Genomic DNA, 23558 nt, shown 5'->3' with positions numbered 1-23558 from the left:
CGGCCGGGAACGGTCCCGGCCGGGCCCTTCGCCGTACGCCCTCAGTCGAGCACGGGCAGCAGCTCCGGCAGGTGCCCGTCCGAGGCGCGGGCCGCGTCCCGGCGTTCCTGCGGCACCTCCCCGTACAGCGTCGTACGGGCCTTCGCGGGCCGGCCCGCGGCCTCCGCGACCGCGATGAGGTCCCGTACGGACTTGTACGAGCCGTAACTCGATCCCGCCATCCGGGAGATGGTCTCCTCCATCAGCGTCCCGCCGAGGTCGTTGGCCCCCGAGCGCAGCATCTCGGCCGCGCCCTCCGCACCCAGCTTCACCCAGCTCGTCTGAATGTTGGTGATGTGCGGGTGCAGCAGGATCCTGGCCATCGCCGTCACCGCGCGGTTGTCGCGGACCGTCGGACCGGGCCGGGCGATGCCCGCCAGGTACACCGGAGCGTTGGTGTGGATGAACGGAAGCGTCACGAACTCCGTGAAGCCGCCGGTCCGCTGCTGGATCCGCGCGAGCGTGCGGAAGTGCCCGAGCCAGTGCCGCGGCTGGTCCACGTGCCCGTACATCATGGTCGACGAGGAGCGGATCCCCAGCTCGTGCGCCGTCGTGACGACGTCGATCCAGTCCGCCGTCGGCAGCTTGCCCTTGGTGAGCACCCAGCGGACCTCGTCGTCCAGGATCTCCGCCGCCGTGCCCGGGATGGAGTCCAGACCGGCCTCCTTGGCGGCGGTCAGCCACTCCCGTACGGACATCCCCGTCCGCGTCGCGCCGTTGACGACCTCCATCGGCGAGAACGCGTGCACGTGCATCCCCGGCACCCGCTTCTTCACCGCGCGCGCGATGTCGAAGTACGCCGTCCCCGGCAGGTCCGGGTGGATGCCGCCCTGCATGCACACCTCGACCGCGCCCACGTCCCAGGCCTGGGCGGCCCGGTCGGCGACCTGGTCGAGCGACAGCGTGTACGCGTCGGCGTCGGTGCGGCGCTGCGCGAACGCGCAGAAGCGGCAGCCGGTGTAGCAGACGTTCGTGAAGTTGATGTTCCGCGTGACGATGTACGTGACGTCGTCGCCCACCACCGACTTGCGCAGGTCGTCCGCGATCCGGCACAGCGCGTCCAGCGCCGGTCCGTCCGCGTGCAGCAGGGCCAGGGCCTGGTCGTCGGTCAGCTTCGTCGGATCGTCGGCGGCCTGCGCGAGCGCCGCCCGTACGTCGGTTTCGATGCGCTCGGGGACCATGCCGGGGGCGGCCGCCTCGCGCAGCGCCTCCCAGTCCCCGTACACCTCGTCGAAGTCCTCGCGCCGGTCTCCGGTGCGCCCCTCCGAGTCGATCGCGGTGTGCAGGTCGGTGCGCCCGACGGAGGTGAACGCCTCCTCCGGCTCCTGCCACGGATGGCCGGTGACGACGGCGTCCGGGTTCGCGAGGCCGGTCTCCGGATCGGCAAGGGCCCGTACGTGCGGCAGCAGCCGCGGGTCCAGCCACGGCTCGCCGCGCTGCACGAACTCCGGGTACACGCACAGCCGCTCGCGCAGCTCGAAGCCGGCCGCGGCCGACTGCTCGGCCAGTGCGTCGATCTGCGGCCAGGGCCGCTCGGGGTTCACGTGGTCGGGGGTCAGCGGCGAGACGCCGCCCCAGTCGTCGATGCCGGCCCGGATCAGCCGCGCGTACTCCCCGTCGACCAGGTTGGGCGGCGCCTGGAGGCAGCCGGAGGGGCCCATGATGTGCCGGGCGACGGCGACGGTGGCGACGAGGTCGTCCAGCTCGGCGTCGGGCATGCCGCGCATCGCCGTGTCCGGCTTGGCGCGGAAGTTCTGGATGATCAGCTCCTGCACGCCGTGGTACGAGCGTGCGACCCGCCGCAGCGCGAACAGGGAGTCGGCGCGCTCCTCGTAGGTCTCCCCGATCCCGATGAGCAGCCCGGAGGTGAAGGGGACGGAGGAGCGCCCGGCGTCCTCCAGCACGCGCAGGCGCACGGCCGGCTCCTTGTCGGGGGAGCCGAAGTGCGGGCCGCCGGGCTCGGACCACAGGCGGGTGGCCGTGGTCTCCAGCATCATGCCCATCGAGGGTGCGACGGGCTTGAGCCGCTGGAAGTCGGCCCAGGACATCACGCCGGGGTTCAGGTGCGGGAGGAGTCCGGTCTCCTCCAGGATCAGGATCGAGATGGCCCGCACGTAGGAGATCGTGTCGCTGTAGCCCGCCGCCTCCAGCCACTCGCGGGCCTCGGGCCAGCGGTCCTCGGGCTTGTCGCCGAGCGTGATGAGTGCTTCCTTGCAGCCCAGCGCGGCGCCCCGGCGGGCGATGTCGAGCACTTCGTCGGGGGACATGAACATCCCGTGGCCGTCCCGGCGGAGCTTGCCGGGGACGGTCGCGAAGGTGCAGTAGTGGCACTTGTCACGGCACAGGCGGGTCAGCGGGATGAACACGCTCTTCGAGTACGTGATGACGCCGGGCCGCCCGGCGGCCGCGAGGCCGGCGTCGCGGACCCGGGCGGCGGAGGCGGCGAGGTCTTCGAGGTCCTCGCCGCGCGCCTGGAGGAGTACGGCCGCCTCGGTCGCGTCGAGCGCGACGCCGTCGCGGGCTCGCCTGAGCGCGCGGCGCATCGCGTTTTCGGTCGGAGTCGTCATGCGGTGAGCATACGATCCGACGTCCCCGCCGGGAGGCGGCGGCGGGGGCTCATCGCATCAGCTCACCGGCGTTGACCAGCAGGGACTGGCCGGTTATCGCCCGCGCCCGGTCGGAGGCGAGGAACACGGCGGCGTCGGCGACGTCCCCGTCGGTGGCCAGATCGGGCAGCGCCATGCGCTCCGTGAGCCGCTTGTGCACCTCGGCTTCGGGGACGCCTTCGGTGTGCGCGGTGAAGGTGACGAAGGCCTGCACCGGCGGCCCCCACATCCAGCCGGGCAGCACGGTGTTGACGCGGATCCGGTGCGGGCCGAGCTCGCGGGCCATCGAGTACATGGCGGAGGTGAGGGCCCCCTTGGAGGCGGCGTACGCGGCCTGCTGCACCTCGTTGGGCGCGGCGATGGCGGACTGCGTCCCGATGATGACGACGGATCCGCCCCGTTCCTTGAGGGCGGGCAGGCAGGCGCGGGTCATCCGGAGGGTGCCGAGGAGGTTGACGTCGAGGATCTGCTGCCAGGTCCCGAAGTCGGCGTCTTCGAGGCCGCCGAAGTAGGAGTCCCAGGCGGCGACGTGCACGACGGCGTCGATCCCGCCGAACCGCTCGCGTCCGAGGGCGGTCAGGGCCGCGCACTGGGCCTCGTCGGATATGTCGGTGGGCAGGTAGGCGGTGTGCCGGCCGTCGGGGTCGATCTCGGCGGCGGACTTGGCCAGATTGGCCTCGGTCCGGGCCCCGAGCACGGCGTTCCCGCCGTCGCGTACGACGGCGGCGGCGACCTGGTGGCCGAGTCCGGCCCCGACCCCGGAGACGATGACGGTCTTCCCTTGCAGCAACATGCGCGTGCCTCCCGGCGCCGGACCCGTGTATGACGGTGCGTCAGATTAGGGGTGCGGCGCCGAGGAGGGAAGAGGGGGGTGGTTCAGAGGCGGGTGGCGGTGAAGGTCATCTCGCCCTTGACGCCGGTGGTGTGGATCGTTCCGCTGATCCCGACGACCCTGCTGGTCAGGTTGCAGGCCACGCCGGTGCTGCGGCCGACGGCGCCCGTGTAGGTCGGGAAGGTGATCTGGCCCTGGTTGAGGGGGTTCACGCGGAGCTGGAAGTTGCCCGTGGCGGACGTGGTCTCGGTGTCGGAGATCTTGATCTCGACGTTGAGGAGGTTGGAGTTCGCGGAGACCGGCGTGAGGGTGATGGCGCGGTTCGCGATGCCCGGCTCGGTGATCGTGATCGTGCCCTTGAAGGCGGTGTCGGCGGCGAGGCTGCCGGTGTAGTCGGAGATCTTCGTGCCGCAGGGGGCCGGGGCGGCCGCGGCCTGGGCCGGGGCCGCCCCGAGGCCGGCGAGGGCGCCGGTCAGGGACAGGGCGAGCAGGGCGGCGGGCAGGGTGCGGCGACGCGCGGGGACGGCGTGCATGACTCTCCTTGGAGGCATGGGGGGACAGGGAGGTTCCCGTCCGGAACGCTACGTTCCGCATATGAATGATCAGCTGACTGACACGCGGCGTCAGAGTGGATCACCCGCCGGACCCAACCGGGGTCAGCCCGCGCTGCTGAAGACGACGGAGCGGAAAAGCACAGTGTCGTCCGTCTTCTTGCCCACGGTCAGGGTGTTGAAGGTGCCCTCGCAGTCGAAGTCGAGGTACACGACCGCCACGGCGTCGGTCTTGTTGTACGGGGCGCGGGCCGGGTCGAGCGCCGTCGCGTCCTTGATGTTGATGCAGTCGTCGCTCGCCGGCTCGGTCAGGATGCCGGTGAACGAAGCGCCGTTGGTGCCGTACGTGTAGCTGAGCTCCCCTCCCGCGGCGGAGGCGGAGCTCGGGACGGCCAGGAGGAGGGTGAAGGCGCCGAGGGCGGCGATGATGGCGTTGCGCAGACGCATGTGGGTGTCCCGTCATGTGGGGGTATGGATCACCCCACGGTTCCCCGGGCCGGGCGCACGGTCACGCTCCGGCCCGCGCTGAATCGTTCCGCCGTCACCCGCCCTGCTCAGCGGGAGGCGGCGTGCGCGATGAACCCGGCCCAGGCGCCGGCCCCGAAGGTCAGCACGGGCCCGGGAACGGCCTTGGTGTCCCGGACATGGATCCCGGTGGGGGTGGGGGCGGCCTCGACGCAGTCGTTGACATCGTCGCTGTCGCTGTAGCTGCTCTTGAACCAGGCCAGCTCATGCTCGTGGATCATGTTTCTCCCAGCACTTGCTCGATGAAAGCGATCGATTCCCGGGGCGACAGCGCCTGGGAACGGATCATGCCATAGCACAGGTCGAGGATCCGGACCTGCTTCGGATCCGTCACTGCGCGACCGTGGAACCTGCCCTCACCGCGTCCAACTGCCGTACCGTCACTGAACTTCAGCACTTGGATCAGGCCGCCCATCCCTGCGTGCTCCTCACGGTCGGTCGGCATGACCTGAACGGTGACCTGTCGCAGTTTGGCTACGTCTAGAAGGTGTTCGAGCTGTCGGCGCAGAACCATCTTTCCCCCGATCGGCCGACGGAGGGTGACTTCTTCCAGGACAAAACTGAGAGTCGGAGCGGGATCGCGATCGAAGATGGCCCGTCGGCCCATCCGACCTGCCATGCCACTCTCGATCACTTTGGCGCTCTGGGCGGGTTGTCGCAGCTCGAACAGCACCCGGGCGTACTCTTCCGTCTGCAAAAGGCCGTGCAGATTGTGGTTGCCGTAGGCGTACATCTCCACGGCGAGCGCCTCAAGTTTGGCCAAGTCGCGCACCCGCTTCGGGTATCGGACCGGCTCGACGTCCACCTTCATGGCCGCGATGCGGCCTCCCGCCTTCAGCGCCGCGTCCGCCTTGTCCAGGTACTCGCTGCGCGGGATCCGCGTGCCCGCCTCGACCTTGCGGACCAGGTCCTCGCCGTAGCCGATCGCGCGGGCGAAGTCCGCGATCTTCATCCCCGCGATCTCCCGCCACACCTTCAACTGGCGGCCCACCGCCGCCACCACCGCCGCGCCCTGTTCGTCCTCGGGGTCCACGTCCCAGCCGGACTCGCCCCTGTCCTCGCTCATCCGCCCACCTCCCTGTGTACAGGCTATGCACGGGTCAACACGGTGAGTGACGTGATTGCGGAAATCCCAACTGCCCTGTTCGGACCGGGCAGTGGGAATGCGCGTGGCGGTCGCGCCGGTGCCAAACCACCAAAGAACCGGGGGAAGAACCAGACCCAACCCCTCCAGCCTCCCCGTTCGACCGCAATCGCTCGGTCGGGTGAATCTGTCCAACTCGACTGGATTGGCGTGGGGTTGGCTGGCATATGCTCTGCCGCGACAACTCCAGAACATGAGACGGCCCCCGGCGGGACGGCAATCCCGGCCGAGGGCCTGATCCAACGAGGAAGCAGTACCTTCCCGATGGCCTTTCAGAAGCTTAGCCGGGCCCTGCCCGCAGCGCTCCGTGCCTCGCGCGGAACCGCCCGATCCGGTGGCCTTTCCGGCGTCCGGCACGCCAACGTCCCCCTCGCGGGCAACTTCACCGTCGTGAGCAACCTGCTCGCGCAGCACGGGCAGCTGTCGCTGCTCGCGCTCGGCGCCGGCCTGCACATCCAGTCCCTCCCCGAGGGCACCCCGGTCAGCATCCGGGCCCTGGCCGAGCGCTTCCCCGAGACCGAGTACCGGATCGGGCTCGCGCTGAACGAGCTGGAGGCGGCCGGGTTCCTGCGCCGCACGCGGCTGCGCACGGCCGAGGGCAAGGTGGTCACGCGCACCGTCTCGTACAACCTCCCGCTGTCCGCAGCCCCGCCGGAGCCCGACCCCGACCCGGACCCGCCGCCACGGCCGGATCCGTCCGGCCCCGCCCCGGACCCCGTACCGTCCGGCCCCGCCCCGGATCCGGATCCGGAACCGCCCGCGCCCCGCGCCGAACGGCCCGCGCCGCATCAGGACTGTGCCCCCGGCCCCGGCCCCGACCAGGATCCGGAACCGCCCGTGCGGCGCCTGCTCCCCGAGCCGGCCCCGCCGGGCCCCGCCCCCGTACCGCCCGGCGCGCAGGCACCGGCGCCGGGCGAGCCCGTACCGCAGTCACGGGCGGCCGTCGCCCCTGGGCTCCGCCAGGAGGCCGCGTCTCTGCTGGCCGGGCTGCGGGTCCGCGAACCGCGGCTGCTGCTCTCCGAGCGGGACGTCGAGCGGCTCGCGCCCGCGGTCGTGGAGTGGCTGGACCGCGGGGCCGCGCCCGAGGCCGTACGGCGTGCCCTGACCGCCGACGTACCGTCCGACCTGCGCAACCCGGCGGGACTGCTCGCGTACCGGTTGCGGGCCGCCCTGCCGCCCCCGTTGCCCGTGCCCGACCGGGCCCCCGTCGGAACCCCGCCACCCGACCGGCCCCGGCACCCCTTCCGGACCTGCGACGGCTGCGAACGCGCCTTCCGCTCCCCGACCCCCGACACCCACTGCGGCGACTGCCGCGCCCGGGGCGCGACCGCTCAGCCGAAGGCCGCCTGAGATGCGGGAGCGGCTCGAACGCCGCGTTCAGGTGGGGAGGATGGCCAGTAGCATGAGTGGCATGAGCGAGCCTACTGGGAAGTACTCGATCACCATGCCGCGTGACATCGCGGAGGCGGCCCGCACCCGCAGCGGCCACTCGGGCCTGTCCGCATACGTTGCCGCCGCCGTGGCGCGCCAGCTCGAACGCGACGATCTGAACGAGATCATCGCGGTCGCCGAGGCGGGGCACGGCCCCATCACCGACGAAGAGGTCGACGCCTTGCGGGACCGGCTCCACGCGGCTCGCCGAGCACAGGCGCCCGGACGGTCGGGGGCTGCGTGACCCGCTCGTCCGCCGCAGCCGGCGGCACCCTGGTCCTCGACAGCGAGGGGTTGGCCAAAGCGGTCCTCCGCGACCGCACCCTCACCACCTGGCTCGCCCTCGCCCGCGCCGACGACCTGCGCGTGATCACGTCGGCGGCCACGCTCGTGGAGGTCATGCATCCCCGGATCAACCGCGCCGCACTGGAGTGGACACTGTCCCGTCTGGTCGTCGAGCCGGTCACGGACACCGTGGCGCGCCACGCGGCCGCCCTGCTCGCCGAGGCGGGGCTGCACGGGCACAAGTACGCCATCGATGCCATGGTCGGCGCCACCGCGCTGCTCGCCGAAGGGCCCGCCACCGTCCTCACCTCGGATCCGGAGGACCTGGCGGCCCTGTGTGGCGGGCGCGTCACCGTCGTCAAGGTCTGATCGGCCCCGGCCCGGCCTCAGGACCCGGAGAAGGCTCCCGCCAGCCGGCTCAGGCCCTCGGCGATCTCGGTCGGGGTGTGCGTCGTGAACGACAGGCGCAGGGTGCGGGGGTCCGGGGTGCCCGTGTAGAAGGGGGCGCCGGGGACGAAGGCCACGTCGCGGGCCGTGGCCGAGGCCAGCAGGGCCGTCGCGTCGTGGCCCTCCGGGAGGCGGGCCCACACGAACATGCCGCCCTCGGGGCGGTTCCAGGCCGAGCCCTCCGGCAGGGCCGCGCCCAGACCCGCCAGCAGTGCGTCGCGCCGTTCCCGGTAGGCCGCGCGGACCGTGGCGACGTGCGCGTCGAGGTCGGCGGTCCGCAAGTAGTGGGCCGCCGCCAGCTGGTCCACGGTCGAGGTGTGCAGGTCCGCCGCCTGCTTCGTGACCGCCGCCGCCCGCCGCAGCGCCTGCGGCGCGCGCAGCCAGCCCAGCCGCAGCCCCGGGGCCATGACCTTCGAGAAGCTCCCGAGCAGCGCCGTACGGTCCTCCGCCCCCGGGTGCGCCGCGAGCCACGGGACCTCCGCCCCCTCGTACCGGAGCTCCCCGTACGGGTCGTCCTCCACCAGCCACAGACCGCGCCGCGCCGCGACGTCCGCCACCGCCGCCCGCCGTACGCCCGGCAGGGTCCGCCCGGTCGGGTTCTGGAACGTGGGCACCGAGTACAGGAGCTTGGGCCGCTCACGGGCCACGATCTCCTCCAGGGCGTCGGGCAGCATGCCCTCCCCGTCGCAGGGCACGGGTATGGCCCGCGCCCCGGCCAGCCCGAAGCACTGGAGGGCCGCCAGGTACGTCGGGTCCTCGACGAGGACGGCGTCGCCCGGTTCCACCAGCGTGGAGGTGATCAGGGTGAGGGCCTGCTGGGAGCCGGTGGTGACCAGCAGGTCCTGCGCGCCGGTCGCCAGCCCCCGGGCCGTCACCCGCGCGGCCACCGCCTCGCGCAGCTCCGGGGCGCCCTCGGTGGTCGAGTACTGGAGCGCCCGGGCGGCGGATTCCGCGAAGGCGGCGTCGTACGCGGCCCGCAGGCCCTCCGCGTCGAAGAGCTCGGGCGCGGGCAGGCCGCCGGCGAAGGAGATCACCCCCGGGCGTGCGGTGAGGGCGAGGATCTCGCGGACGGGCGACCCGGCGACGGCCGTGGCGCGGGCGGCGAACGCGGGTGGGGGGAGGGTGGCGGTCGCGTACATGGTGCTCCTTCGGGGAAGGCGGACGCGCGCATCCTAGACGCGGAAGCATGTAGACAGCACCTATGTGTCAAGGAGTGGAACGCGCCCCGAGGGCTCGTCATCTGACGTCACATCAGCTAGACCCTTGGGCATGACGACACATGAGCGCCGCGAGGACGCCCGGCCCGAGGACTACGCCGCTCTGGCGGCCGTCGGCCCGTACGGGGTCCGACCCGGCCACGCGCTGATCACCATGGTGGAGCCGCATCCGGGCCACGAGTACGCGTACAACCGCTGGTACGAGGACGACCACTACTACGCCGGCGCCATGGCCATGCCCTGGATGTACGCGGGCCGCCGCTGGGTCGCCACCCGCGAGCTCCAGGAGCTGCGTTACCCGGAGAAGTCGGCCGTCGCCCAGCCCGTCACCGCCGGGTGCTACATCTCCGCGTACTGGGTCACCGAGGGCCGCTACGACGAGCACATGAAGTGGACGGTCGGCATCAACAAGCGGCTGAACCGGGACGGCCGCGTCTACCAGGACCGCACCCACGTGTTCACGTCCTTCCAGGACCACGAGGCGACGGTCTACCGCGACGGGGCGGCGGGTCCCCGGGACTTCCACGCCCTCGACCACCCGTACGCCGGGCTGGTCCTCCAGGTCGTCGACGCGGACGGCCCCGAGCAGCGGGCGGAACTGCTGGAGTGGCTGCGCTCGCGCGCCCTGCCGAAGCGGCTGCACGGTTCGCCCGCCGCGATGGTGACGGTCTTCCGGCCGACTCCGCTGCCCGGCGACCGGATGACGTACGTCAAGCAGGTCGAGGGGGTCGACACCCGGCTGACGCTGCTGTGGTTCCTGGAGGCCGATCCGCGCGCCTGCTGGGACCGGTTCCGGGGCCTGGACGCCGAGGTGGCGGAGGCCGGGCTGGGGCGGGTGGAGCTGGTGGCGCCGTTCATCCCGACGGTGCCGGGAACGGACCGGTACGTGGGGGAGCTCCGGTAGGGCGGACATGGCCGAGCCCCCTCGGCCGGGACGGCGGGCCAGTCGAGAGGGCTTCAGTCAGTGGAGCGGGTGGTGCGGGTGATGCGGTCGTGGCGCGTGATGCAGAGGAGGGACCGGCGGGGCCGTACGCCGTGACGTTCAGGCGAGGCGCCCCAGCCGGCCCTCGGTGACGTCGGCGACGAAGGAGGTCCAGGAACCCGGCGCGAAGGTGAGGGACGGACCGTCCTGCACCTTCGAGTCGCGGACCGCGATGGCCTCCACGACCGGGGACTTGACCTCGATGCAAGCGCCGTTTCCGCCGGAGTAGGAGGACTTGATCCAGTTGTCCGTGGCGCCCTGACGAATAGCCATGTTTCTCTCCGGTTCAGCGAGTCGTGCCAGTGGGGTGTCGGCCATTTCGCTTCCCTGACCGACGTGATCGACGCTACCGGCACCTCCGGACAGGTGAAGGGGTCATTCACCCGACCGAGTGGCATATTCCATTCAGGACTTCTGTGGCCGGGGAGTGACGGTGTACCGTACCGGCCCCCCTCGCCACCTGCCCGGTTTCCTCCCCTTTTACCTCGTTCTCTGCCTCTACCGCCCCTGCCGCCTTTACCGCCCCTTGCCCGCGTACTCGCCGATGATCTCGCCGATGAAGTGCCGCGTCTGTTCCACGTTGAGGGCCTGCGCGCGCAAGTGCTCGTACATCACGCTGTACTTCTGGACGTCATTGGCCTTCTCCAGGTACAGGTCGCTCGTCACGCCCTCGATGTAGACCACCGTCGAGTCCGACGCGTCCGGGAATTCCAGGATCGCGTACTGGCCGTTCACGCCCGGGTGGGCGCCCATCGAGAACGGCATCACCTGCACGGTGATGTACGGCTGTTCGGACTGCTCTATCAAGTACTCAAGCTGCTTGATCATCAGCTGGGGGTCGCCCACGTGCCGGCGCAGCGCGGCTTCGTCGATGACCGCCCACAGGCGCAACGGTCCGACTTCCGGATTGTTGTTGTCCGTCTCGGAGAGCCGTTTCTGCCGGTGCATGCGCACTTGTACGCGTTTTTCGACATCGACCGGAGCGGTCTCGGGCAGCGCGCCGCGGATGAGTGCCTGGGCGTACTCCGGGGTCTGGAGCAGGCCGGGCACCATCTGGGGTTCGTAGGTGCGCAGGCTGGCGGCATCGGTCTCCAGGCCGATGTACACGCTGTACGGGATGTCGCCGAAGGCGTGCCACCAGCCTTGCTGGCGGGAGTCCTTGGCCATCTGCATGAGGGAGTCGACGAGCCGGCGGTCCTCGACCTCGTACACGTCGCACAGGTCGCGGACGTCGCGCTGGCTGATGGAACGGCGGCCGTTCTCCAGCCTGCTGATCTTCGACTGGGAGACGAGCAGGCGTTCGGCGACCTGCTCGGCCGTCATGCCCTTGTCTTCGCGGAGCTTGCGCAACTCCATGCCCAGTCGGCGGCGTCGGACGGTGGGATTGACATTGGACGCCACTTGAACGGCACCTCCGCCTTCTTCTGGTTCTGTCTCTCTGCGTGTCTGATGGTGAGCAGACTGCCACCGAAGGGCGGGGCGGCGCCGGAGAACGGCCCGGAAATGCAGACGCGCGGGACGGCGGGGCCGGCGGACCGGCCCCGCCGTCCCGCGCGCTGGCGGCTCCCGAACCGGGTCATCGGGGACGCCGGTTGCGGCGATGGCGGTTCGGTGGAGCGGTGAATCGGTAAAGCCGTGGAGCCGAAAGTCCTTCGGTCCGGTGGATCGGGTGGATCGGGTGGATCGGGTGGATCAGTGCGCGGCCACACCGGCGCGTGCCATCGCACCCGTCCGGCGCGCCTGCATCGGTACGCCGTTCGCCGTGGCCCGGGCGGGCGGCGGGGCCGCCGGTGCACGGTCGCGGCGCGGCTGCGCCGCCACGCCGTTCTGGACGTCCATGACGGCGTGCGCCACGAGACCGCCCATCGGGTCGTGCCGGATCAGATCCCGCAGCCGGGATCTGGACGACCGCCCCTCGTTGCCGGGGTACAGGTGCTTGCCGAGTCCGACCGCGTGGGCCAGTGCGGCGAGCGCCGCGGTCCGCGGGTCCGGCGGTACGCCGGTGCGGATCGCACTGTCGAGCCGGGCACGGATCTCCCGGCTGATCGCCGTGTCGGTCGCCTGGTAGCGAGTCGTCGGCAGCACTCCGCACATCTGGCCCGCGACGGCATGCACCATGCCGCAGCGCTCCAGATGAGCGAGGTAAATCTGGCGGAGCCCCAGCCGGGGTCCACCGATCCAGTGGACGGCCCGTACCGGGCTGCCGCGCCTGCGCAGCAGTTCCAGTGCGGAGTCCAGAGTCGGATCTCCTGTCGGCCGTGGCATCACCACGGCGATACGATCCCCGTCAGGGGCTATCCGTCCTGCCAGAGCCAGCTCTACTAGCTGTGCCCCGGCCAGGCCGAGGTCGAGCGACTGCGGCTGCGCCGTGGTACCCGTGGTCGGGTCCAAAGCGAGCAGCAGAAGCTCCTCCGGAATTGTTCTGCGGCTCCTGCCCATCCATGCCTCCCCGCGTGGATGAGTGACAGGGTGACGCCTCTCACATTCATCTGTCGAGAGCGCCTGGTCGCTTTGTGGGGGAACCGGCAACTATGTCGTTCTCGTCTAGCGCGGGGGCGATGCTCCCGAGACGGGACACTGTTAGACATTCGGACAGCCGGACGTGGTGGCGATCGAGGAGGAACTGGTGGCGGGCGAGTCCCCCGACAAGTCGGTTGATGAAGGAGCGTCGGGGGCGGCGATGTCCTCCGCGGAGCGTGACCCGAGGCTGTCGGTGTTCCGGCCGCGGGAACCGGAGTCGGGCACCGCGGGCGAGAAGCGCGACCCGCTGCGCGACGCGGTGGCGGCGTGGGTGGCCACGACCGAGGACGAGACGGAGTCCTCCGGTCGGGTGGACTCCGACGCGGGCTCCGACGCGGGCTCCGACGCGGGCTCCGACGCTGATGCGGACGCGGACTCCGACGCGCCTGCGGAGGCGGATGCGGACGCCGCCCCGGCCCCGGCCGAGAGCGACCGCACGACGGCCCTGCGCACCCCGTCGGTCACGCCGGCCGAGCCGCAGCCCGATCCGACCCCGGCCGAGGCCGAGGCCGAGGCCGACGCGAGCGCCCCGCGCCCGCCCGCCACCCCGGCCCCGGCCGCGACTCCGACTCCGACTCCCGACGAGACGGGCAGCGGTACGGATGCCCCGGCATCCGCCCCCGGGAAGCCGGTCGACGGCGAGCGGAGCCCGGCAGCGGGTTCCGGTTCCGGTACCGCGCGTAAGGATTCCGCTTCGGAGTCCGGCACGGACAAGTCGCCGGCTGCCGATACCTCGGCCAAGCCGTCGGCGCAGGACAGCGAGCGCACTGCCGTGTTCCGCGCCGTGAAGCCGGGTTCGGCACCCGCCCGGGGCGGCTCGGCCGCCTCTTCCGAGGGTTCCGGTTCGGCTGGCGCCGATGCCTCGACCGCGAAGCCGGGTTCGGCTCCCGCCCGGGGTGGCGCGGCCTCCGCGCCCGAGGGTTCCGGTTCCGCCGGGACTCCGGCCCGGAAGCCGGGTTCGGCTCCGGCGGGCCGGCCCGAGGGTTCCGCTTCGGCGGACGACAGCGAGCGCACCGCCGTGTTCCGCGCCGTGAAGCCGGGGAGCGCCGAGCGGGGCTCCGGCTCCGCCGATGACGACAAGGCCTCCCGGGACAGCGAGCGCACCGCCGTGTTCCGCGCCCCGAAGGTGGATTCCGGATCCGGCCCCGCGGGCAAGGGCGCCGACGAGGCGGCCGACAGCGAGCGCACCGCCGTGTTCCGTGCCGTCAAGCCGGACGCCAAGGCTCCGGCCCCCACCCCCACCCCTGCTCCGGCCCCCGCCCCGGCTTCGCAGAAGCCCGCGGCCTCCCGGCCCGTGCCGCCGAAGGCGGTCGGCGGGGAGCGGGCCAGCACGTTCGTTCCGCTGCGCAAGGACGACGCCCCGGCTCCGGCCAAGCCCGCCTCGGCGGCCGCCCCGCCGGCCCCGGCCCCGGCTCCGGCTCCGGCCAAGGCCGCCCCGGCGGCCCCCGCCCCCGTACCCGTACCCGAGCACACCGAGCGGACCACGCAGCAGCCGCTGCCTCCCAAGCCGCCGCTCGACATGCTCGCGGACCTCACCAACAACCCGCCCCCGCCGCCGAGCCCGATGCGCACGGCCGTCCGGCGGTTCAAGATCTACGCCCCGCTCGTCGCGCTCCTCGCGATCGTCCTGGCGGTCGTCCAGCTCGTGCGCCCCATGCCCGAGCCGAAGCTCACGATGACCGCGAAGTCCTCGTACACCTTCGACGGCGGCAACCCGGTCCTGCCCTGGCCGAAGGAGGGCCAGGGCTACATGGCCGCGGCGGGCCTCGGCACCGTCGGCAGCTTCGGCGAGCAGAAGTCGGTCGCCATCGGCAGCGTCGCCAAGACGATGACGGCGTACGTGATCCTGAAGGACCACCCCCTCAAGAAGGGGGAAAAGGGTCCGATGATCGACATCGACCAGACGGCGGTCGACGACGGCGCCAAGAGCTCCGAGGGCGAGTCCACGGTCGGCACCCTCAAGGCGGGCGACAAGATCTCGGAGTACGACGCCCTCGCCGCGATCATGATCCCGTCGGCCAACAACGTCGCGCGGCTGCTCGCGCGGTGGGACGCCGGCGGTGACCAGGAGGCGTTCGTCAAGAAGATGAACGAGGCCGCCAAGGAACTGGGCATGGCCAACACCACGTACACGGACCCCTCGGGCCTGGACGCGACGACGGTCAGCACGGCCGAGGACCAGGTCAAGCTCGGTCTCAAGGTCGTGGAGATGCCGGAGCTGATCGCGATCACCAAGCTGCCGGAATGGACCGACCAGTACGGCAAGAAGTGGCGCAACTACAACACGCTCATCCCGGGCAACGGTGCGCTCGGCATCAAGACCGGCTCCACCACCAAGGCCGGGGGCAATCTGCTCTTCGCCGCCGAGAAGCAGGTCGGCAAGACCAAGCAGCTGATCGTCGGCGCGGTGCTCGGCCAGTACGGCGTCCCGATCCTCGACACGGCGATCGCGGCGAGCAAGCAGGTCATGCTGGCCACGCAGAAGATGCTGGTGAACGCGCCCGTCGCGAAGAAGGGCGATGTCGTCGGGTACGTGGACGACGGTCTCGGCGGCCACACCCCGGTCGTCGCCACCGCCGACGTGGAGGCGGTCGGCTGGCCGTCGCTCACGGTCAACGTCAAGCTCGGCGCCGGGGACGGCAAGCTGCCGCAGACCGCCAAGGCGGGCACCGAGATCGGCGTCCTGACCGTCGGCGAAGGGGCCAGCCAGGTGAAGGTGCCGGTGGCGCTGCAGAGCGACCTCGCCGCTCCGGGCATCGGCAGCAAACTGACCCGTGTCGGCTGACAGCCCCCGCGATACCGCGTGATCCGGCGCCCCGGGCAACCCCGGGGCGCCGCCGCGCGTCTAGCGAGCCGGGAACGGCATGCAGAAGTTCGATCGATGCTCCGGTGAACCCGGGGAGTCCGGGAAGTCCGGAGAATCCGGGGAGTAGTGCAGTGACCACCGCTGAGCAGCAGAGCAAGGGAGACCGGGGTGCATCCGGAGCCGCCGGCGGAGGCGACGTGCCCGGGGCCGCACCCGGCGGCATAGGGGCGCTCCCGCCCGCCGCGGGCTCCCGCGCGATCGGTCTGCTCCGTCGCCACCCCGTGCTCGTCGCCACCGCCGTGGCCGCCCTCCTGCACGTCATCTGGTTCTTCAGCTTCGCCAACAGCGGCGGCGACCTGGCCGCGCAGGACGCCTGGGCCGAGTTCGTCGGCCGCCATCCGGACTCGGCGTACAACCTGGCCTGGTACGGCGGCATGCACCCCGTCTCGTACAGCGTGGTGTCCCCGTACGTGATGTACATGATCGGCGTGCGGACCACGATGATGGTCGCCGGCACGGTCTCGGCCGGGCTGCTCGCGCTGATCCTGACCCGCAGCCGCGGCACCGTCCGCGAGCCGCTGTGGCCGGCCCTCGCCGGGGTCTACGGGCTGCTGTGCAACGCCCTGTCCGGCCGGGTCACCTTCGGGCTCGGCGCGATGTTCGCGCTCGCCGCGGTGGCCGCCGTCTTCTGCTGGCCCCGCAAATGGGCGGAGCGGCGCTGGGCCAAGGCGGCCGTGGCGGCCCCGCTGGCCGCTCTCGCGACCGCCTCCAGCCCGGTGGCCGGGCTCTTCCTCGGGGTGATCGCGGCCGCGCTGTTCCTGAGCGGACGGCGCCCGGGGGCGTACGCGCTGGGTCTCGCCCCGGCGGCGGTCGTCGGGCTGTCGGCCTGGCTGTTCCCGTTCTCCGGGACGCAGCCGATGAAGCTGGGCTCGGCCGCTCCGCCGTTCGTGTTCGGGCTGGCGATCCTGTTCCTCGTGCCGAAGCGGTGGAAGACGGTCCGGATCGCCGCCGCCGTGTACGCGTTCGGGGTGCTGCTGACCTGGGCGATCGACTCGCAGGTCGGCTCGAACGTCACCCGGCTGGTGATGCTGTTCGGCACGGCCGTGCTGCTCGCGGCCCTCCCGTACGCGGTCCCGCGCAGCAGGCGCTGGTACGGGGTGCTGTTCGCGTTCATCGGGATCAACGTCTGGATCACCGCCAACAGCATCACGGACATCGTCCGCACCACCCCGGTGGCCGCCTGGAACCGTGAGCTGGCCCCGCTGGTCGACCAGCTGAAGAAGGCGGACGCGGCGCGCGGCCGGGTCGAGGTGGTGCCCGCCAGCAGCCACCGCGAGTCCTCCGCCTTCCCCTCGTACGTGAACCTCGCGCGCGGCTGGAACCGGCAGGCCGACCTGGAGCGCAATCCGCTCTTCTACGACGACACCCTCACGGCCGAGAGCTACCGCGAGTGGCTGGACCGCTGGGCCGTGCACTACGTGGTGCTGCCGTCCGACAAACCCGATTCGGGTGGCGAGGACGAGGCGAAGCTGGTGCGCGAGGGGCTTCCGTACCTGGAGCAGGTGTGGGGCGACCGGAACTGGCGGCTGTTCAAGGTCGACGGGCCGACGGACCTGGTGTCCGGGTCGGCCACGGTGGTGCGCGCGGGCGCGGACCAGCTGGTCGTGGACGTGAAGGCGGCCGGGCGGGTGCTCGTACGGATCCCGCACTCGCCGTGGCTGGGGCTGGTGGACGGGGCGGGCAGGCCGGTGCCGCCGCCGCAGGAGACGTTCGCGTCGAAGGCGCGCGGCGGGGGCGCGGGCTCGGGCGCGCTGGGCAAGGAATACGCGAACACGGCGGGGTGCCTGTTCAAGGCCGCTCCCGACGCGGCGGGCGATGTCTGGACGGAGCTGCTGGCTCCGGGGCCGGGGGTGTACCGGGTGGCGGCGAAGTACCAGCTGCCGCGCGGGACGCCCTGTCCGGAGGAGCTGACCCGGTGGCTGGCGGGGCAGCCGGACCGTCCGGCTCCGCCGCGCCCCTGACCGGCTTGATCGGGAGTTTTTACGGTCGGTCCGGGTGCGTTGCTCCTCATATCTGCATACCATCCCAATAGTCCGATTGGGTGCTTCCCGAGGGAGTTGACGACGGGATGAGCAAAGAGCAGCAGAGGCAGGATTTCCGAGAGGCCTTCCAGGGCCTGGAGCCGGATCGGCCGCCGCGCCCGGCAGGCCACGGCTTCGACGGTCTCGTGCGCAGCAAGGTCAAGGGCGGAGCGCACACCAAGGCGGCCCTGAAGCGGGCCGGCACTCCGCAGGGTGACCGCATCGGTGAACGCAGCAGAGGCCTGAGCTGATCTTGAGATCCAGGACGCGGGAGAGATGGCCGACCTCAAGGTCGACGCCACCACCGGCGGACCTGGTCGCCTGACCCGCCTCACGCAGAAGGGCACCTACCGATTTCGGTAGGTGCCCTTCTCCACTGTGCCCTCGGCAGGATTCGAACCTGCGACACCGGCTTTAGGAGAGCCGTGCTCTATCCCCTGAGCTACGAAGGCGAACTGGCCGCTGACAGCCTAGCGGATCGTGCTGGGAGTGGTCGCACGGATTGCGGCAGGAGCGGGGCGGAGCCAAACGCGTGGGCGTGACCTGGGGGTTGTGGGCGTCGGGGTGGGAGTGGGGACGTGCTCGACCCCGCCGTGGTGCGGCCGCGTACGACCCGGTTCGCCCGGCGCAGCCTCCTGCCGGGTGTCGCCGGGGCGGTCCGGCCCGAGGACGTGTCTCCCCGCAGGGGAATTCCGGCTGATTCGGTTTGAGGCCGAACGCGCCGGTCGATGGGACTCCCATGGAATTCCTTCGTCCCGCCGGCTGGGAGGAGGCGCTCGCCGCCAAGGCCGAGCACCCCACCGCCGTGCCCATCGCCGGCGGCACCGACGTGATGGTCGAGATCAACTTCGACCACCGCCGGCCGGAGTACCTCATGGACCTGAACCGCATCGGGGCGCTGCGGGAATGGGAGACCGGCGAGGACGTCGTACGGCTCGGCGCCTGCGTCACGTACACGCAGATCATGGAGCACCTGCGGACACCGCTCCCGGGCCTGGCCCTCGCCTCGCACACCGTCGCCTCCCCGCAGATCCGCAACCGCGGCAGCGTCGGCGGCAACCTCGGTACGGCCTCCCCGGCCGGTGACGCGCACCCGGCGCTGCTCGCCGCCGGCGCGCAGGTCGAGGTGGAGTCCGTACGGGGCTCCCGGCTGATCCCTATCGACGCCTTCTACACCGGCGTCAAGCGCAACGCCCTCGCCCCCGACGAGCTGATCAGGGCCGTGCACGTCTCGGTGGCCGACGGGCCCCAGCAGTTCTCCAAGGTCGGCACCCGCAACGCCATGGTCATCGCCGTCTGCGCCTTCGGCCTGGCCCTGCACCCGCGGACCCGGAGCGTGCGTACGGGCATCGGCTCGGCGGCCCCCACGCCGGTCCGGGCGAAGACGGCCGAGGAGTTCCTGGCCGCGGCCCTGGACGAGGGCGGGTTCTGGGAGAGCCGTACGGCGATCACCCCGTCGATCGTCAAGCAGTTCGGGGATCTCGCCGCCGCGGCCTGCAACCCGATCGACGACGTGCGCGGCACCGCCAAGTACCGGCGCCACGCCGTGGGCGTCCTGGCCCGCCGCCAGCTCCTGTGGACCTGGGAGGAGCTCCGCGGCCGCGGAGCCGAGTGAGCGCAGCGTGCGCCTCCACCGGCCCGGCGGGCCCCGGCCGGCCGGTGCCTCAGACGCCCATCGGGGTGTGCAGCTCCACGACGACCTCCACCTCCACCGGCGCGTCCAGCGGCAGCACCGCCACCCCCACCGCGCTGCGCACGTGGATGCCCGCGTCGCCGAACGCGGTGCCGAACAGCTCGCTGGCCCCGTTGACCACGCCCGGCTGGCCGGTGAACCGCGGGTCGCTGGCCACGAACCCGACCACCTTGACCACCCGTTTGACGGCGGAGAGGTCCCCGGCCACCGAGGCGATCGCGGCGAGCGCGTTCAGCGCGCACTGCCGGGCCAGCCCCTTGGCCTGTTCCTCGGTCACCTCGGCGCCGACCTTCCCGGTCAGCGGCAGCGCGCCGTCGACCATCGGGAGCTGGCCGGAGGTGTACACGTAGTGCCCGTTGACCAGGGCGGGCACGTAGGCGCCCAGCGGGGCGAGCGTCTTCGGGAGGGTGAATCCGGCCGCGGCCAGCCGCTCCTCGGGGGTACCGGTCGTCATCCTGCTCTCTCCTCGGTTCGGTCGCGCGGTCTCAGGGGCGGGTGATGCGCACCTGGAAGCTGCCGTTGCGCAGCTCGCCCACCACCGAGACGCTGATGCCGTTCTGTTCGTCGGTGAAGGTCTCGCCCGGCCGGAACGGCGCGTCCGACAGCTCCCCGTGCACGTTGGGCCGCCGGGTGCAGCCGCCGCTGCCGATCGCGCTGTCCGAGACGGCGACGGGCCCGCGCCCGGTGTCCACCTGAGAGTCCACCTTGTAGATCAGTACGCCGGGCTTGCAGACGGCCTCGTCGTTCCCGGCCCGGGTGCGCACCTCCACCGCGTACCCGGCGGTCTCCGACAGCGGTACGAAGGCCAGCTTGGTGCCGCCCTCCACCGCCAGCGGGGTCAGGGTGTGGTCGCTGACGCCGGATTTCGCGGCGCAGCTGATCTGCGAGCTGTCCAGCCAGCCCAGCTTCCACTTGTGCCAGCCCAGCAGGTCGTTGTTGGCTCCCCAGTCCTCGCTCATGATGTCCCAGTGCCCGACCGAGCCCCCGCCGTCGGAGGTGTAGAGGTCGGGCAGTCCGAAGACGTGCCCGTTCTCGTGCGGGAGCACCCGGTAGCCGGTTTCCCGGTACGTGCCGGAGCCGTCGTCCTGGCGGCTGTAGACGAAGGACGTGTTGGCGAGCGGTACGCCGTCGGCCATCGGGGCCTCGGCGTTCCCGGAGAAGGTCACGGAGAGCACGGTGTCCAGGGCGGACGGTCCGGCGTTCGGCGTGACCAGGACGTTGACCAGGTCGTAGCGGCTGAAGTCCACCTCCGCGTCGGCGGCCTTCACGATGTGCTCGACGAGCTGGCGGTAACCGGGCTCGTACGCGGATCCGCGCTCGATCCCGTACGCGGCGAACGGCATCGGCATCCGCAGCCAGGTCCTTATGGGGGCCTCGGCCCGGTACGTGAGCCGCCCGTACGAGCTGGTGCGGAACCAGTCGGAGGTCTGGGGGAAGAACTCCGCCATCCGGTCGAGCGCGGTGCCCTCGCCCTTGGCGTCCGGGAAGTCGATCATCAGGTTCAGCGCGCGGACCTCGCCGGTCGAGCGGGAGTACCCCGGCGGGGTGGGCAGTCCCTCGGACATCTGGACGCCCATCGCGCCGGTGATCCGGCAGGGCGCCAGCGCCGACTCGGCGCTCGTGGCCACGGGCCCGGCCGCGGAATGGCCTCGGCTGGATATCCCGGTGCTCGCGGTCGCGGTGATCCCGAGGGCCAGCACGGTGAGGCCGATGTACGCGCCGGCGCGGCGTGGTGTGCGTATCCGGTGGCGGGTCTGCGGCATGAAGATCGCCTTCGGGTCCGCGGCAGCCGGCCGGGCCCGGACTGCGCTCTGTGCGATCACCCTCCGTCGGCTGCGGCGCGCCCGCGCGCCGGGTGCGGCCGAACGGGAACCCTCATGTGACCCAGGTCACACAAGAGAGTGAAATAACCGGGGACGCAATCCCCGTTTGTACGGGAGTCCCGCAAAGCGGGGACCGACTCCCCGTTTGGGGGGCGAGTACGGAACCCAGGCCCAGGGAGGCCCCGCATGAAGCGCCCCACCACCTCGGCGGCGGCCCTGTCCGCCCCGGAGGCGGCCGTGGACCTGCTGGCCACGGAGGCCGGCCCGGTCCCGCGGCCGCGCGCGGACGCCGTGCGCAACCGCGAGCGGATCCTGGTGGCGGCGCGCGAGGTGCTGGTGGAGCAGGGCTCGGCGGCCCCCTTCGACGAGATCGCCCGTCGGGCGGGCGTCGGGAACGCGACCCTCTACCGGCACTTCCCCGACCGCGCGGCCCTCGTCCACCACGTCGTGCTCTTCGTCATGGACCGGGTCACGGTCCAGGCCGAGGACGCTCTCGCGCAGGAGGCCGACGCCTTCGCCGCGCTGTGCCGCTTCACGCACGCCGCGGCGGACGAGCGGATCGGCGCCCTGTGCCCCATGCTCGGCGGGGACTTCGACGGCGAGCACCCCGAACTCATCGCGGCCCGCGAGGCCTTGGCGGAAAACGTCGAGACCCTCGTGACCGCGGGTCAGAAGGCCGGGCTGGTCCGGACGGACGTCGGCGTCGGCGACCTGATGGTCGCCCTCTCCCAGCTCAGCCGGCCCCTGCCGGGCATCTCGTGCATGGCGGTCGACGGGTTCGTCCACCGTCACCTCCAGCTGTTCCTGGACGGGTTGCGCGCACCGGCCCGCTCCGAACTGCCGGGTGAGGCGGCCACGCTTGAGGACCTGAGGCAGAAAACCATGTGACGTCCCGGGTCGCGCCCGCTAGCGTCGTAAACCCGTCTTAAACAGCATCAAGCAGTCGTAAGCAGTATCAGAGACTTCGTTTCAGTCATTCCGCACAGAAGTGGGTACCCCCATGTCAAAAACAGCCGCGCCCGCGCCGCTGGCTGCCGATCCCAGTCGCTGGAAGGCACTCGTCTTCATAGCCCTGGCCCAGCTGATGGTCGTCCTCGACGCGACGATCGTGAACATCGCCCTCCCGTCCGCCCAGACCGACCTCGGCATCTCCGACGGCAACCGCCAGTGGGTCATCACCGCGTACGCGCTGGCCTTCGGCGGACTCCTGCTCTTCGGCGGCCGCATCGCCGACAAGTGGGGCCGTAAGAACGCCTTCATCGTCGGCCTCATCGGCTTCGCCCTGGCCTCCGCGCTCGGCGGCGCCGCCAACGGCGAGGCGATGATGCTGGGCGCCCGCGCCCTCCAGGGTGCCTTCGGCGCACTGCTGGCCCCGGCCGCGCTCTCCCTGCTGGCCGTCATGTTCACCGACGCCAAGGAGCGGGCCAAGGCCTTCGGCATCTACGGTGCGATCGCCGGTGGCGGTGGCGCCGTCGGCCTCATCCTCGGCGGCTTCCTCACCGAGTACCTGAACTGGCGCTGGACCTTCTTCGTCAACATCCCGTTCGCGATCATCGCGGCCGTGGGTGCGTGGATGATCATCCGTGAGCCCGCGGGCGGCCGCAACCGCGCCCCGCTCGACATCCCCGGCGTGATCCTCTCGACCACGGGTCTGGTCGCGCTGGTCTACGGCTTCACCCGCGCCGAGTCGGCCGGCTGGTCGGACGCGCTCACCGTGGGCATGTTCGTCGCCTCGGCCCTGCTGCTCGCGGCCTTCGTGTTCGTCGAGTCCCGCGTGAAGTCCCCGCTGCTCCCCCTGCGCGTCCTGCTGGAGCGCAACCGCGGCGGCGTCTACCTCTCGCTCGGCCTGGCCGTCATCGCGATGTTCGGCCTGTTCCTCTTCCTCACGTACTACCTCCAGGTCGTGAAGGGCTTCTCGCCGGTCAAGACCGGCTTCGCCTTCCTGCCGATGATCGCGGGCATGATCACGGGCTCCACCCAGATCGGCGCCCGTCTGATGACCCGGGTCCCGCCCCGGCTGCTGATGGGTCCGGGCTTCCTGCTCGCCGCCACCGGCATGCTGCTGCTGACCCAGCTGGAGGTCGGGTCCTCGTACCCGGCGCTGATCCTGCCGGCGCAGCTGCTGCTGGGCCTGGGCATGGGTACGGCGTTCATGCCGGCCATGTCGCTGGCCACGCACGGGGTGAACCCGGCCGACGCCGGTGTCGCCTCCGCCATGGTCAACACCTCGCAGCAGGTGGGCGGCGCCATCGGCACCGCGCTGCTGAACACGATCGCCGCCTCGGCGACGACCGCGTACCTGACCGACCACGCGGCCGAGGCCGCGGCGGGCGGCCCGGCGGCGAAGCTGATCCAGGCCCAGGCGATGGTGGAGGGCTACTCCTCCGCCATCTGGTGGGCGGTCGGCATCCTCGTCGCCAGCTCGACCATCGCCCTGACGCTGATCACCACGGGCCGGCCGGGCGCCGGCGGTCCGGTGGCCTCCGGTGACGGCGCGGGTGCCGACGCCGAGGTGAAGATCCCGGTGATCGCCCACTGACGCGGCTCGGGGCACCCCGGGGATGACTGACGACCCC

General features: G+C 71.7%; 22 protein-coding genes and 1 tRNA gene. 10 read left to right on the top strand and 13 right to left on the bottom strand.

Going from position 1 to position 23558, the window contains the following annotated elements; translation table 11 throughout:
* Positions 1–41 precede the first annotated feature (41 nt).
* The 6 genes from AB0M92_RS04260 to AB0M92_RS04235 all read right to left on the bottom strand — a co-directional run bounded on the left by AB0M92_RS04260 (position 42) and on the right by AB0M92_RS04235 (position 5619).
* A complete protein-coding gene (locus tag AB0M92_RS04260) occupies positions 42–2606 on the bottom strand; it encodes a bifunctional FO biosynthesis protein CofGH (protein ID WP_366100547.1) in 2565 nt (854 codons plus the stop codon).
* A 49-nt stretch (positions 2607–2655) separates the two neighbouring features.
* A complete protein-coding gene (locus AB0M92_RS04255; protein ID WP_366100546.1) occupies positions 2656–3438 on the bottom strand; it encodes an SDR family oxidoreductase in 783 nt (260 codons plus the stop codon).
* Positions 3439–3521: 83 nt separating this feature from the next.
* Positions 3522–4010, bottom strand: coding sequence for a hypothetical protein (locus AB0M92_RS04250; protein WP_366100545.1), 489 nt, complete (start codon positions 4008–4010; stop codon positions 3522–3524).
* 123 nt (positions 4011–4133) lie between these two features.
* Positions 4134–4475, bottom strand: a complete 342-nt coding sequence (locus tag AB0M92_RS04245) for a hypothetical protein (RefSeq protein WP_366100544.1) — start codon at positions 4473–4475, stop codon at positions 4134–4136.
* Positions 4476–4582: 107 nt separating this feature from the next.
* Positions 4583–4774, bottom strand: coding sequence for a DUF397 domain-containing protein (locus tag AB0M92_RS04240; protein WP_366100542.1), 192 nt, complete (start codon positions 4772–4774; stop codon positions 4583–4585).
* Positions 4771–5619, bottom strand: coding sequence for a helix-turn-helix transcriptional regulator (locus tag AB0M92_RS04235; RefSeq protein WP_366100541.1), 849 nt, complete (start codon positions 5617–5619; stop codon positions 4771–4773). Before AB0M92_RS04235 ends, AB0M92_RS04240 begins: the two co-directional genes overlap by 4 nt.
* 468 nt (positions 5620–6087) lie before the next feature.
* On the opposite strand from AB0M92_RS04235, the gene AB0M92_RS04230 reads away from it, so the two are divergent.
* The 3 genes from AB0M92_RS04230 to AB0M92_RS04220 all read left to right on the top strand — a co-directional run bounded on the left by AB0M92_RS04230 (position 6088) and on the right by AB0M92_RS04220 (position 7782).
* Positions 6088–7047, top strand: a complete 960-nt coding sequence (locus AB0M92_RS04230; RefSeq protein ID WP_366100540.1) for a helix-turn-helix domain-containing protein — start codon at positions 6088–6090, stop codon at positions 7045–7047.
* A 61-nt stretch (positions 7048–7108) separates the two neighbouring features.
* Positions 7109–7372: a CopG family transcriptional regulator gene (locus tag AB0M92_RS04225; protein WP_366100539.1), complete on the top strand. Its 264-nt coding sequence runs from the start codon at positions 7109–7111 to the stop codon at positions 7370–7372.
* The gene (locus AB0M92_RS04220) at positions 7369–7782 is read left to right on the top strand and encodes a PIN domain-containing protein (RefSeq protein ID WP_366100538.1); all 414 of its coding nucleotides are present in this window, start codon (positions 7369–7371) and stop codon (positions 7780–7782) included. Before AB0M92_RS04225 ends, AB0M92_RS04220 begins: the two co-directional genes overlap by 4 nt.
* Positions 7783–7799: 17 nt before the next feature.
* Here AB0M92_RS04220 and AB0M92_RS04215 read toward each other — a convergent pair whose 3' ends face one another.
* Complete coding sequence (locus tag AB0M92_RS04215; protein ID WP_366100537.1) at positions 7800–8999, bottom strand: PLP-dependent aminotransferase family protein; 1200 nt, start codon at positions 8997–8999, stop codon at positions 7800–7802.
* Between the two features lie 130 nt (positions 9000–9129).
* On the opposite strand from AB0M92_RS04215, the gene AB0M92_RS04210 reads away from it, so the two are divergent.
* Positions 9130–9981 carry a hypothetical protein gene (locus tag AB0M92_RS04210; protein WP_366100536.1) on the top strand — a complete coding sequence of 284 codons (852 nt, stop codon included), beginning with the start codon at positions 9130–9132 and terminating at the stop codon, positions 9979–9981.
* Between the two features lie 138 nt (positions 9982–10119).
* Here AB0M92_RS04210 and AB0M92_RS04205 read toward each other — a convergent pair whose 3' ends face one another.
* From AB0M92_RS04205 to AB0M92_RS04195, 3 genes are all read right to left on the bottom strand, one after another.
* Positions 10120–10332, bottom strand: coding sequence for a DUF397 domain-containing protein (locus tag AB0M92_RS04205; protein ID WP_366100535.1), 213 nt, complete (start codon positions 10330–10332; stop codon positions 10120–10122).
* Between the two features lie 243 nt (positions 10333–10575).
* Entirely contained in the window at positions 10576–11460 is an 885-nt protein-coding gene (locus tag AB0M92_RS04200) for a helix-turn-helix transcriptional regulator (RefSeq protein ID WP_366100534.1), read from the bottom strand.
* 291 nt (positions 11461–11751) lie between these two features.
* Entirely contained in the window at positions 11752–12498 is a 747-nt protein-coding gene (locus AB0M92_RS04195) for a GPP34 family phosphoprotein (RefSeq protein WP_053688257.1), read from the bottom strand.
* Positions 12499–12661: 163 nt separating this feature from the next.
* Here AB0M92_RS04195 and AB0M92_RS04190 point away from each other — a divergent pair, with 163 nt between their 5' ends.
* The 3 genes from AB0M92_RS04190 (at position 12662) to AB0M92_RS04180 (ending at position 17717) form a co-directional block, all read left to right on the top strand.
* Positions 12662–15364, top strand: a complete 2703-nt coding sequence (locus tag AB0M92_RS04190; RefSeq protein ID WP_366100533.1) for a hypothetical protein — start codon at positions 12662–12664, stop codon at positions 15362–15364.
* A gap of 152 nt (positions 15365–15516) precedes the next feature.
* On the top strand, positions 15517–17406 hold the full coding sequence (locus AB0M92_RS04185) for an MFS transporter (RefSeq protein WP_366100532.1): 1890 nt from the start codon (positions 15517–15519) through the stop codon (positions 17404–17406).
* A 107-nt stretch (positions 17407–17513) separates the two neighbouring features.
* Positions 17514–17717, top strand: coding sequence for a hypothetical protein (locus AB0M92_RS04180; protein WP_366100531.1), 204 nt, complete (start codon positions 17514–17516; stop codon positions 17715–17717).
* 128 nt (positions 17718–17845) lie between these two features.
* Here AB0M92_RS04180 and AB0M92_RS04175 read toward each other — a convergent pair.
* Positions 17846–17918: transfer RNA gene (locus AB0M92_RS04175), tRNA-Arg, on the bottom strand.
* Between the two features lie 287 nt (positions 17919–18205).
* On the opposite strand from AB0M92_RS04175, the gene AB0M92_RS04170 reads away from it, so the two are divergent.
* Positions 18206–19081 (top strand): xanthine dehydrogenase family protein subunit M, encoded by an 876-nt coding sequence (locus tag AB0M92_RS04170; RefSeq protein WP_366100530.1) that lies wholly within the window; start codon positions 18206–18208, stop codon positions 19079–19081.
* 49 nt (positions 19082–19130) lie between these two features.
* Here AB0M92_RS04170 and AB0M92_RS04165 read toward each other — a convergent pair whose 3' ends face one another.
* Both AB0M92_RS04165 and AB0M92_RS04160 read right to left on the bottom strand, forming a co-directional pair.
* Complete coding sequence (locus AB0M92_RS04165) at positions 19131–19613, bottom strand: RidA family protein (protein ID WP_366100529.1); 483 nt, start codon at positions 19611–19613, stop codon at positions 19131–19133.
* A gap of 31 nt (positions 19614–19644) precedes the next feature.
* A complete protein-coding gene (locus tag AB0M92_RS04160; RefSeq protein ID WP_366100528.1) occupies positions 19645–20922 on the bottom strand; it encodes a M6 family metalloprotease domain-containing protein in 1278 nt (425 codons plus the stop codon).
* Positions 20923–21168: 246 nt separating this feature from the next.
* Here AB0M92_RS04160 and AB0M92_RS04155 point away from each other — a divergent pair, with 246 nt between their 5' ends.
* Together AB0M92_RS04155 and AB0M92_RS04150 are read left to right on the top strand one after the other, a co-directional pair.
* Positions 21169–21870: a TetR/AcrR family transcriptional regulator gene (locus tag AB0M92_RS04155; protein WP_366100527.1), complete on the top strand. Its 702-nt coding sequence runs from the start codon at positions 21169–21171 to the stop codon at positions 21868–21870.
* Between the two features lie 112 nt (positions 21871–21982).
* A complete protein-coding gene (locus tag AB0M92_RS04150) occupies positions 21983–23521 on the top strand; it encodes an MFS transporter (RefSeq protein WP_366100526.1) in 1539 nt (512 codons plus the stop codon).
* Positions 23522–23558 lie beyond the last annotated feature (37 nt).

The sequence above is a fragment of the Streptomyces sp. NPDC051582 genome, from assembly GCF_040681715.1.
Taxonomy (GTDB): Bacteria; Actinomycetota; Actinomycetes; order Streptomycetales; family Streptomycetaceae; genus Streptomyces.
This window is presented reverse-complemented; position numbering and strand designations above follow the sequence as displayed.

What these genes read in the sequence shown, in the direction of transcription:
- AB0M92_RS04260 (WP_366100547.1), bottom strand. Translation starts at nt 2,606, where the DNA reads ATGACGACTCCGACCGAAAACGCGATGCGCCGCGCGCTCAGGCGAGCC.
- AB0M92_RS04255 (WP_366100546.1), bottom strand. Translation starts at nt 3,438, where the DNA reads ATGTTGCTGCAAGGGAAGACCGTCATCGTCTCCGGGGTCGGGGCCGGA.
- AB0M92_RS04250 (WP_366100545.1), bottom strand. Translation starts at nt 4,010, where the DNA reads ATGCACGCCGTCCCCGCGCGTCGCCGCACCCTGCCCGCCGCCCTGCTC.
- AB0M92_RS04245 (WP_366100544.1), bottom strand. Translation starts at nt 4,475, where the DNA reads ATGCGTCTGCGCAACGCCATCATCGCCGCCCTCGGCGCCTTCACCCTC.
- AB0M92_RS04240 (WP_366100542.1), bottom strand. Translation starts at nt 4,774, where the DNA reads ATGATCCACGAGCATGAGCTGGCCTGGTTCAAGAGCAGCTACAGCGAC.
- AB0M92_RS04235 (WP_366100541.1), bottom strand. Translation starts at nt 5,619, where the DNA reads ATGAGCGAGGACAGGGGCGAGTCCGGCTGGGACGTGGACCCCGAGGAC.
- AB0M92_RS04225 (WP_366100539.1), top strand. Translation starts at nt 7,109, where the DNA reads ATGAGCGAGCCTACTGGGAAGTACTCGATCACCATGCCGCGTGACATC.
- AB0M92_RS04215 (WP_366100537.1), bottom strand. Translation starts at nt 8,999, where the DNA reads ATGTACGCGACCGCCACCCTCCCCCCACCCGCGTTCGCCGCCCGCGCC.
- AB0M92_RS04210 (WP_366100536.1), top strand. Translation starts at nt 9,130, where the DNA reads ATGACGACACATGAGCGCCGCGAGGACGCCCGGCCCGAGGACTACGCC.
- AB0M92_RS04205 (WP_366100535.1), bottom strand. Translation starts at nt 10,332, where the DNA reads ATGGCTATTCGTCAGGGCGCCACGGACAACTGGATCAAGTCCTCCTAC.
- AB0M92_RS04195 (WP_053688257.1), bottom strand. Translation starts at nt 12,498, where the DNA reads ATGGGCAGGAGCCGCAGAACAATTCCGGAGGAGCTTCTGCTGCTCGCT.
- AB0M92_RS04180 (WP_366100531.1), top strand. Translation starts at nt 17,514, where the DNA reads ATGAGCAAAGAGCAGCAGAGGCAGGATTTCCGAGAGGCCTTCCAGGGC.
- AB0M92_RS04170 (WP_366100530.1), top strand. Translation starts at nt 18,206, where the DNA reads ATGGAATTCCTTCGTCCCGCCGGCTGGGAGGAGGCGCTCGCCGCCAAG.
- AB0M92_RS04165 (WP_366100529.1), bottom strand. Translation starts at nt 19,613, where the DNA reads ATGACGACCGGTACCCCCGAGGAGCGGCTGGCCGCGGCCGGATTCACC.
- AB0M92_RS04160 (WP_366100528.1), bottom strand. Translation starts at nt 20,922, where the DNA reads ATGCCGCAGACCCGCCACCGGATACGCACACCACGCCGCGCCGGCGCG.
- AB0M92_RS04155 (WP_366100527.1), top strand. Translation starts at nt 21,169, where the DNA reads ATGAAGCGCCCCACCACCTCGGCGGCGGCCCTGTCCGCCCCGGAGGCG.
- AB0M92_RS04150 (WP_366100526.1), top strand. Translation starts at nt 21,983, where the DNA reads ATGTCAAAAACAGCCGCGCCCGCGCCGCTGGCTGCCGATCCCAGTCGC.